At 39.3% G+C, this 9,402-nt stretch carries 4 protein-coding genes; all 4 read left to right on the top strand.

What is annotated here, in order from left to right:
• Positions 1-164 precede the first annotated feature (164 nt).
• Positions 165-2,411: a cellulose biosynthesis cyclic di-GMP-binding regulatory protein BcsB gene (gene bcsB, locus H5072_RS05195; RefSeq protein WP_182692901.1), complete on the top strand. Its 2,247-nt coding sequence runs from the start codon at positions 165-167 to the stop codon at positions 2,409-2,411.
• On the top strand, positions 2,411-3,541 hold the full coding sequence (gene bcsZ / locus H5072_RS05190; RefSeq protein WP_182692900.1) for a cellulose synthase complex periplasmic endoglucanase BcsZ: 1,131 nt from the start codon (positions 2,411-2,413) through the stop codon (positions 3,539-3,541). The genes bcsB and bcsZ overlap by 1 nt, the downstream gene beginning before the upstream one ends.
• Positions 3,532-7,350, top strand: a complete 3,819-nt coding sequence (locus tag H5072_RS05185) for a cellulose synthase subunit BcsC-related outer membrane protein (protein WP_182692899.1) — start codon at positions 3,532-3,534, stop codon at positions 7,348-7,350. The genes bcsZ and H5072_RS05185 overlap by 10 nt, the downstream gene beginning before the upstream one ends.
• Before the next feature lie 247 nt (positions 7,351-7,597).
• Positions 7,598-9,091 carry a peptide MFS transporter gene (locus tag H5072_RS05180; protein ID WP_024598453.1) on the top strand — a complete coding sequence of 498 codons (1,494 nt, stop codon included), beginning with the start codon at positions 7,598-7,600 and terminating at the stop codon, positions 9,089-9,091.
• The last annotated feature ends 311 nt before the right edge of the window (positions 9,092-9,402 follow it).

The raw sequence follows: 9,402 nt of genomic DNA, 5'->3' as shown, positions 1-9,402 counted from the left end.
CCCATCTTACAGTTTTAAAGAAGTGCAAAAAACAAGCCTCAGAGGGTTTAGTAACTTGCTCTTCCACGCACCAAGAGTGCTTCAACCTATCATTCAGTTTATGACTAATTTAGTTGTATACGTAAACTCATTTACTCCAAAAAGACCAATAGTGCATAATAATTATGATTAAAAAGTTGCTTAATATATCCCTAACATTGTCGCTTATTTGTTGCGCTTATTTTGCGCATGCAATTGAGCCATTACAAAATAAATCAATGTTCATTAATGGATACCCTGAGAGCGCTCAGGTGTCGAGTTTACGCTTAGATTTTGAAGCGTTAGGCTTTACAGGTTTTAGGCTCAACGGGGTAAATAATAACTCCCGCGTTGACTTTACAAACCGAATAGATAAATTGAGCACCAATTTAAAGCTTAACTTTTCGTATACTAACTCGCCTTCATTAATCGCGAATGTTTCGCACTTAAAAGTATACTTTAATGATAATTTAGTCACTGTTTTACCTATTAACGAACAACTTAGTATTGTAAAGAACACAGTGCAGCATAGCCTCGATCTTAACGCTAAATACATTCAAGATTACAACCAAGTCCGCTTTGAATTGGTTGGTTATTACGACCTTAGATGTCAAGACTACTTCAGCCGTACTATTTGGACAGAAATAAATAAATCAAGCAACATAACGCTCGACCAAAAGCAGCTTGCTATCGATAGCCGTTTAGAATACCTCCCAGAGCCGTTTTTTGATGAAAAGGATTACAACAAGCTTAACCTTCCATTTGTATTTGCTAAAACACCCAATACCCAAGCTATTGAGGCAGCAGCAACGCTATCGAGTTGGTTTGGAGCCCAAGCTGATTGGCGTGGATTTAATTTTCCCGTAACGTTAAATAAATCGCCTGATCAACACAGTGTGGTTTTTATTACTAATGATTCAAAACCTGATTTTTTGAAAGATTACCCAGATGTTGAAAAACCAACGATTGAAATCATTTCAAACCCATTTAATCGTTATTATAAAATGTTACTGATATTGGGCCGTGATGAAGCTGATTTAAAAACAGCGGTGACTGGCCTTGCATTTGGCCACAAAGTAATGACTGGAAGAAGCGCAAGTATTGAAGCCATAAATCAGTTGCCACTTCGAAAAGCGTATGATGCACCACGCTGGCTTAGAAGCGATCGTCCAGTGCATTTTGACGAGCTTATTGACTACCCTACGCAACTACAGGCGCAAGGTCTTAATAATGGTCCAGTAAAACTAAACATTCGCTTTGCACCTGATCTATTCACGTGGCGTGAAAGAGGAATACCTATTACTCTTCAGTACCGTAGTACGCCAGAATCAGAAGCCATCGACTCTCGTTTAAATATGCTAATAAACCAAGAATTTATAAGTGGTTTTTTACTAGATGAAAACAACGATTTATTACAAACAACACAAGCGTTGTTGCCACTAGTTGCCAATACTGACACCACACAAAGTACAGAAGGCTTTTCTGTCAATGGCATTAATTTAGCTAACAGAAATGAACTTAACTTTGACTTTAGGTTTGGCGTACTCAAAAAAGGCGAATGTGCTGTTGCACCTCCTGGCGGTGAGTTTGGTGTTATTGATGGCGATTCAAGCATTGACGTAAGTGAATTTGATCACTACATCGCATTACCAGATCTGAACGTATTTGCTAATAGTGGCTTTCCTTTTACCAAATATGCTGATTTACAAAAAACACTTGTACTTATTGATGAAAACCCAACACCTAATGCTTTAACCGTTTTATTTAACTTAACGGGGCACTTTGGCGCAATCACCGGCTACCCAACCCACAGAATGAGTGTTGCTCATTTAAATGAGGACGCTGATTTAGATGATAAAGACATACTCGTTATAGCTAAACCTAACAGTATTGCTAATGACTTAGATGAAGATGCACAAACAAATGTTTTGCTTAACAATAATCAGCGCGCAATTAAACAAGCAATTTATAATGGTGCATACGACGAACAAACGACCGATAAAGTAGAGGTTAGTATTAAAAGTAGTGGCGATATGGCAGTTATAACAGGGTTTCAATCACCGTTTGACTCAGACCGCTCTATTGTCTCGTTGAGTGCTACGACGCAAAATGCATTTTCTATACTTGACGATGTTCTAATGAACTCAGAAAAATTAGCTCAAGTAAAAGGTAGTGCAGCCATTATCAACTCACAGGGTATTAAAACCATTCAAGTAGATGAGCAATACTTTGTAGGCCATATCCCAGTCCATACATTAGTGTGGTTTCACTTATCTGATCATCCATTTATTTTGGCATTACTGTCTATTTTAACGCTATTGCTGATCTCATTTATCTTATGGCGATTATTACAAGCACTAACTTACAAGCGTTTAGCTGAAGGAGACGAATAATGAAATCACTCGTTAATATGTTTTTTACTGTGATGGCACTATTTGCTTTCAATGCCAACGCACAAGTTGAACAGTGCGAACCTTGGCAGTCGTGGCAAGTGTTTAAAAATCATTTTATAAGCCAAGACGGCCGCGTTATTGACTTGGGCAGTGATCAAAGTATCACAACCTCTGAAGGCCAATCATATGCACTATTTTTTGCGCTTATTGCCAACGATAAAGCCGCTTTTGATTCTGTTTTAAATTGGACCCAAGAGCATTTATCAGAGGGCGATTTAAGTACGCGTTTACCAGCATGGAAATGGGGACTAGATAAAAATCGCGTAGGGGGGATTTTAGATTCAAACCCTGCGTCAGATTCAGACCTATGGATTGCCTACAGTTTATCGCAAGCGGCAATTTTATGGGATGAACGCCGCTATAGTATTTTAGCCGCAGTGCTTGCTCAACGTATAATCAGAGAAGAAACCGCCTACATAACGGGCCTTGGCCTGTCTTTACTCCCCGCACCTGCCGGTTTTGAGTTTGACAATGAGCGCTATAAGCTAAATCCTAGCTACTCGCCGTTATTTATTTACCAGCAATTTAAAAAGCTTTATCCACATTCACCGTGGCATCAACTGCACGAAGGATCAGCTAAGCTAATTTTAGATACCGCACAGCAAGGCGTCAGCCCTGATTGGGTTATGTTTGATTCAAACCGCGGTTTTTACTACGACAGAAAAAATACAGATTTAGGTAGTTATAATGCAATTCGTGTTTACCTTTGGGCAAGTATGATGGCAAAAGATGCACCCTACAAACAAGAGCTTCTTACTCAGTTTGCACCGTTTGTGGACACTATTGAAGAGCGCGGCCATGTTCCTTTAAATACGTACGCTCAATCAGGTAAATCTGAAAAAAGAGGGCCTTTGGGCTTTAACGCTGCCCTGCTGCCTTTGTTAGCAGAGCAAGGTAATGATGAGCTGGTAATGGCCATTCAGCAAAAGCTAATGATTGATAAGTCTTTTACACAAACACGTTATTACGACAGTGTATTGCATTTATTTGGTGAAAGTGCTGTAAACAAGCGCTTTAAAATAACGGCTGATGGAACGCTACTACCTACTTGGAGCACTGAATGTCGTTAAGGTTGGCCTTAGCTTGTACATTGGCACTAAGCACAAATTTAAATGCCGCAACAATAAATGATATTGATACACAATCGGTTGATTGGTTATTAAACCAAATTAGTATTGGTGAAGCACAACAAAACAAAAGACTTGTTGAAGATAGCCTGCAGAAGTTGGTTGCAATTGCCCCTACCCGAATAGAAACGCAATGTGCGCTTGCACATTACGACTTTACGAATGGCAATACAGACCAGGCAAACTTGTTATTAAGTAAGCTTGATAACCAACTAACACAACAAACACCTTGCGTAAAAAAACTCAAGGTTATGTCTCGTATTCAAGGTAAAGACAAGGCAGTAATTCAAGAAGCAAAGCTGCTTGCTCGTGCCGGCAGGTATGAACAAGCACGTCAAATTTACAATAAAATATTTAATGATGTTTATCCTACTTTAAACTTTGAGCTTGAGCATTTAAGCTGGTATGCCCAGGACAGCGCTCAATGGCAAGGGGTTAAAAATGGTTACAAACAATTATTAAAACGCTATGACAACCTAGGCACTATAGAAGTTGCTTATGCCAGACATTTACTAAGACGTAACCCACGCGATAAAGCAGCTATGCGTATTTTAAGTAAGTATGGATCTACATCGGGTTTTAGTGATGAAGTTGAAAGTATTTGGCTCTCTGCATTAAAAAATATGCCAATAAACAGTAATACTGACAAGCAATTTCAGCAATACTTTATACTTTACCCGTTTAGTAATAAGGGAGAGTTACAGTATCAAGACTTTAAAAAGCAATTAAAAGCACGCCAAAAATTATTAGCCGACCCTGCTTATCAGCTCTGGTTAAAAGGCAATAATCTACTCGAACAAGAAAAGTTAAAAGCAGCAGAACCTCTTCTGTTAAAAGCCTTAAAAGGCCGCCCTACTGACGGCGAAATCATGAACAGCTTAGGCATACTTTACCTACAACTAGGTGAAAATGGTAAAGCCTATAATTATTTTACACGTGCACAAAAATACACTGCCGACTTTGCAGAGCGAAATACCCTTAAAAGCATGGCTAAAACAGCTAAGTTTTGGCTGTATATTCGCCAAGCAAGAGACGCTATAGATAGCAGTGAATTTAGAGTTGCTAAGCTAAAACTCGATTTAGCCGCCGCATTAGAAGAAGAACCTAATACCGTATTGGCGAATCGTGGCACCTTACAATTTACCCAAGGGCTATATTCACAAGCTGCGCTTACCTACCAAGTGGTGCTTAAAAGCGAGCCTTTAAACGAAGGCGCCCTATTTGGCTTACTTGAAATTGCAAAGCTTGAACAAAGTGAAAAAACGCTCACATCTTTTTTTAATCGACTTTCATTTTCACAAAAAGAAATATTAAGAGCGTCATATTTAAGCTCATTAAGTAGCGTGTATAGAGCTAAGGCAACAAAGCTAACTGAAGCTGGTGAATTAGAAGAGGCTGAAAAAATATTAAAAGAGGCTATTCAAGCAACACCAGAAGAGCCTTGGTTATATTACGACTTAGCGTTTATATATCAACAAAAAGGACTCACCGACAAAGCTCGCTCATTGTTTAATAATGTATTGTGGCAATTTCCGCTAAATTCACAGCTTAGGTATAGCCATGCACTGTTTTTGCGTGCTTTAGACGATTACCAAGGTGCGCTTGCTACGCTTCAGTATATTCCATTTAAATCTCGCGATGCTGACATTGTATCTCTTGAACATCAGTTACAACTTAATGAGTCTTTAGCACAAAGCGAACGTTTTATTAATTCTCAAAATAAAGCGGCTGCTATTTATCACTTAAGTGCGTTAGAAGCACAAAATTTAACGCCACCAATGAAAGCTGAGCTAGCACGAAGCTGGTTTAGCATAGAAGAACAAAACCACGCTTTAAAACTCATGCGTGACGCATTAGCTGAAGACCCCTCATTATCAGCCTATTGGCATATGTTGTATGGAGAATGGCTTTTAGCACAGGGTAATAAAGCTCAGACTACGGATTGGTTTAATCGTTATCGGCTTCCTGAAAATGCCTCTGAGAGTGAAATAGATCAGTTTGTGCAATTACAAAATGCCTATTATTCTGAGTATTTTAGTGGCAGTGATCTTATTGCGAAGCTAAATCAGCTTGATCAAAAATACCCAAGTTCATCAGCAACAACAACTGCGCTAATAAATGCAAACTTAGCACTTGATCAAAACCAATCTGCGATTATTTTATACGAACAAAAAGTAAAAAATAATCAGCTAATTGAACCTCAAGCTTTAATGGCAATATCCAAAGCCTACAGAGCGCTTGGTGATGATTTCCAATCGAAAGAAGTCACACAACTCGCGATTGAACAAAGTACAACGCAAGAAAGTTATTTTCAGCGTCAAATTATGGAGTCGTTAAACGATTTTAACTACGCAGGTGATGCCCTTTACTTAGCTGAACAGCTTATTCAAAAAGCACCTAATGATTTAGAGCTTCGTTATTTAGGCGCGCAAGTTGCCTCTAATTTTAATGAAACAGAGCAAGCACAAACGTGGTACGCACAAACGCTTTCACCTAATCGTCAACTGAATGAGAAAGAACTCTACACATCCCTTTCGCGCATCAACGAAAACGACGAGTGGTATATAAACGGTGCCAAACGAGAACTACTCAGCCAACAAAACAAAAACCAAGCCTACATTGCCGTTGGTGTAAATTTTAGCGGACAAGTAAGTACTGAAAGTGAGGCCACATTGGGCGCTGGTTTAGTCCCTATTGAAGCGTACTTTCCGCTTTGGCAGGGGCAAGGCTTTGTAAAAATAGATCCTACAAGTATTAGCGCGCAAACAACACGATTTGACGAGCAATTTGCTGGCAGTCGATACGGTCAAGGCGCTTTGTGTATATTTACCTGTGGTATTGACGAGGTAAGTCCTGAGCAAGATGGCGTTGATATTGGCATTGGTTGGCAGAACGAAAACTGGCGCGTAGATATTGGCACAACACCACTGGGCTTTTTAATCGAAGACATTGTATGGGGTGTTAACTATTCGGACGACTTTGGTGACTTTGGCTATAGCCTTGAGTTAGAAAAACGACCAGTAACCAGCTCAGTACTCGCCTATGCAGGCCTTGAAGACGTTAATACTGGTAAAATTTGGGGGGGGGTTCGCTCAACTGGTTTAACCGCTAATGTTTCTCATGATTTAGGCGGCAATTGGGGATTTTGGTCTAGTGCTGACTTTACATTGTACAAAGGTCAAAACGTAAAAGATAACCAACGCTACCGCTTGATGGGCGGCACCTATTATCGTGTGATAAGCAATCAAGACCGCGAATTTATCGTAGGCGCTAGCTTATTACATTGGGCATACAAGTATAATTTAAGTGAAGAAACATGGGGCCATGGTGGTTATTACAGTCCGCAAAACTATGTAGGTCTATCCGTGCCACTCACTTATGACGCACGTTGGGGCGATGATTTTGTTTATCGATTAAAAACCGGTGTTTCGTACTCGCAAACAAAAACTCAATCTATTGATTTCTTCCCTAACGATAGCGATTTGCAAATAGCTGCGTATGATAGAGAATCAATAACAGGTGTTGACCCTGTATTTGAAGGTGAAACAAGTTCTGGGGTTTCATATAATCTTGAAGGTAGTTTTGAGTATAGAATAACGCCGAATTGGTTCTTTGGTGGCTACTTAGCCATCGATCGCTCTGACTTTTACGAACCAAACTTTGGTCAACTTTACATACGTTACTATTTTAACCCTGTTTATGGAACGCTTGAGTTCCCAGGTACCCCTATTGTTCCTTATGCTGAGTTCTAACTTGGCATAAGGTGATACACCGCGCAATACTTCCCCTAGCACTAAGGTATATGTATACTTGTGCCCAATTGTAACTAGGATAAGGGTGTGTCTCTTACCTTCTGGTGTTACTACCATATAGCAAATCATTATCTTAGCTACAAATAATAAACTGATGGTCGAGCATTTTAGTATGACTAAATACTAAGATAGCTAAAGCAAAAAATTATAAGGCCATTACAACAATTCTTAAAGTTAGGAAGTAAATATGAGTTCAGCTCCAGATAGTGGTTGGTTTGGCCACCCTAAAGGACTTTCGACATTGTTCTTCACTGAAATGTGGGAACGAATGAGTTATTACGGTATGCGAGCTATGCTCGTATTATTCATGACAGCAAGCTTACAAGAAGAAGGCCTTGCCTTTACTGTTGCATCAGCTGCTGCAATCTATGGTTTGTACACAGGCGCAGTATACTTTTTAGGCTTACCAGGTGGTTGGCTAGCTGATAGATTGTTTGGTGGTCAAAAAGCAGTTTGGTATGGCGGCATAATTATTATGATTGGTCATATTATTTTGGCTATTCCACATGATTATTCTTTCTTCGTTGGCTTAATATTTGTAGCAACAGGTACTGGTTTACTAAAACCAAATATCAGTGCAATGGTAGGCCAATTATATAGCGATGCTGATGAGCGTCGTGATGGCGGTTACGCTATTTATTACATGGGTATTAACATGGGTTCTTTAATAGGTTACTACGTATGTGGTTACTTTATGGAGAACGTAGGCTGGCACTGGGCATTTGGTGCGGCAGCTGTAGGTATGGCCATTGGTTTAGTACAGTACAAACTCACACTTAATAACTTACCAAAGCACAGTGCTTTACCGGCTAATCCATTAGGCTCTAAAGGTACTTCACGTGCATGGGGCGGTATTGCTGCATTTGTAATTGCAGCTGCTGCAGTTACTACGGCTGCAATGACCGGCGCTATTGTTATTAATCCAACTGTAGTTGCAGGTTACACAGCCATTGTATTTACTATTATCTTTTTTGTTTATTTTGGAGTTATTTACTTTACAGGTAATTTAACAGATGCAGAAAAACAAAGAATGTGGGCACTATTTTTAGTATGTATTGCATCTGCATGTTTTTGGTCTGGCTTTGAACAAGCTGGTTCATCATTAAACTTATTTGCTCGCGACTATACTGACCGTCTTATTGGTACTTTTGAAATCCCTACAACGTGGTTTCAATCATTAAACTCACTGTTTATTATTGCTTTATCGCCATTTTTTGCAGCGCTTTGGATTAACTTATCTAAAAGCTTAGTATCACCTAGCTACAGCGTTAAATGTGCAATTGGCTTAATTATCATGGCATCAGGCTTTTTAGTTATGTTTATGGCGGCTCATTACGCAGCTGAAGGCTTAAAAGTTGCGCCTTACTGGCTTGTTACTACGTACTTTTTACATACAGTGGGTGAGCTTTGTTTAAGCCCTGTAGCATTAAGTGCTGTAAGTAAGTTATCGCCTAAACGTTACACTGGCCAAATGATGGGTGTGTTTGTATTAACTTACTCAATCGGTAACATCATCGCAGGTTTACTTGCTGGTAATTTCGATCCGAATAATGTTGATGAAATTCCTAACTTATACTTACAAATTGCATTATTTAGCATTGGTGTTGGTGTTGTTTTAGTACTAATGACTTTTAAAGCTAAAGTATGGGAAAAACAAGGTTTAGAAGAGAAAGTCTCTTAATTATTGTTTATTTCAAATGTAGCAATATAACCTAAGACAATTCCTCCATAGCTTCTATGGGGGAATTTTTTATTCAACTTTGCCCTTCCCCCGTTAACTGATATTATATCCTGATTGGTTATTGAATAGACTCAGGGACATCCGTAGATGCAATCGTTAACGATATCACGTGTTATTATATTTATATTTCTTAGCTTTATTCTAACTGCCTGTGGTAGCGGTGATGAAGTGACGGTTAATCCAAACGATCCTGTTGAGCCAGAACCTAGCAAATTAACACTATCAAGCGCTAATGGTTTAGAGGCTACATT

This window comes from Pseudoalteromonas sp. SR45-5 (assembly GCF_014163565.1).
In the GTDB taxonomy this organism is placed as follows: domain Bacteria; phylum Pseudomonadota; class Gammaproteobacteria; order Enterobacterales; family Alteromonadaceae; genus Pseudoalteromonas; species Pseudoalteromonas distincta.
This window is presented reverse-complemented; position numbering and strand designations above follow the sequence as displayed.

Coding starts and splice junctions, on each gene's coding strand:
- bcsB (WP_182692901.1), top strand. CDS start 165: ATGATTAAAAAGTTGCTTAATATATCCCTAACATTGTCGCTTATTTGT.
- bcsZ (WP_182692900.1), top strand. CDS start 2,411: ATGAAATCACTCGTTAATATGTTTTTTACTGTGATGGCACTATTTGCT.
- H5072_RS05185 (WP_182692899.1), top strand. CDS start 3,532: ATGTCGTTAAGGTTGGCCTTAGCTTGTACATTGGCACTAAGCACAAAT.
- H5072_RS05180 (WP_024598453.1), top strand. CDS start 7,598: ATGAGTTCAGCTCCAGATAGTGGTTGGTTTGGCCACCCTAAAGGACTT.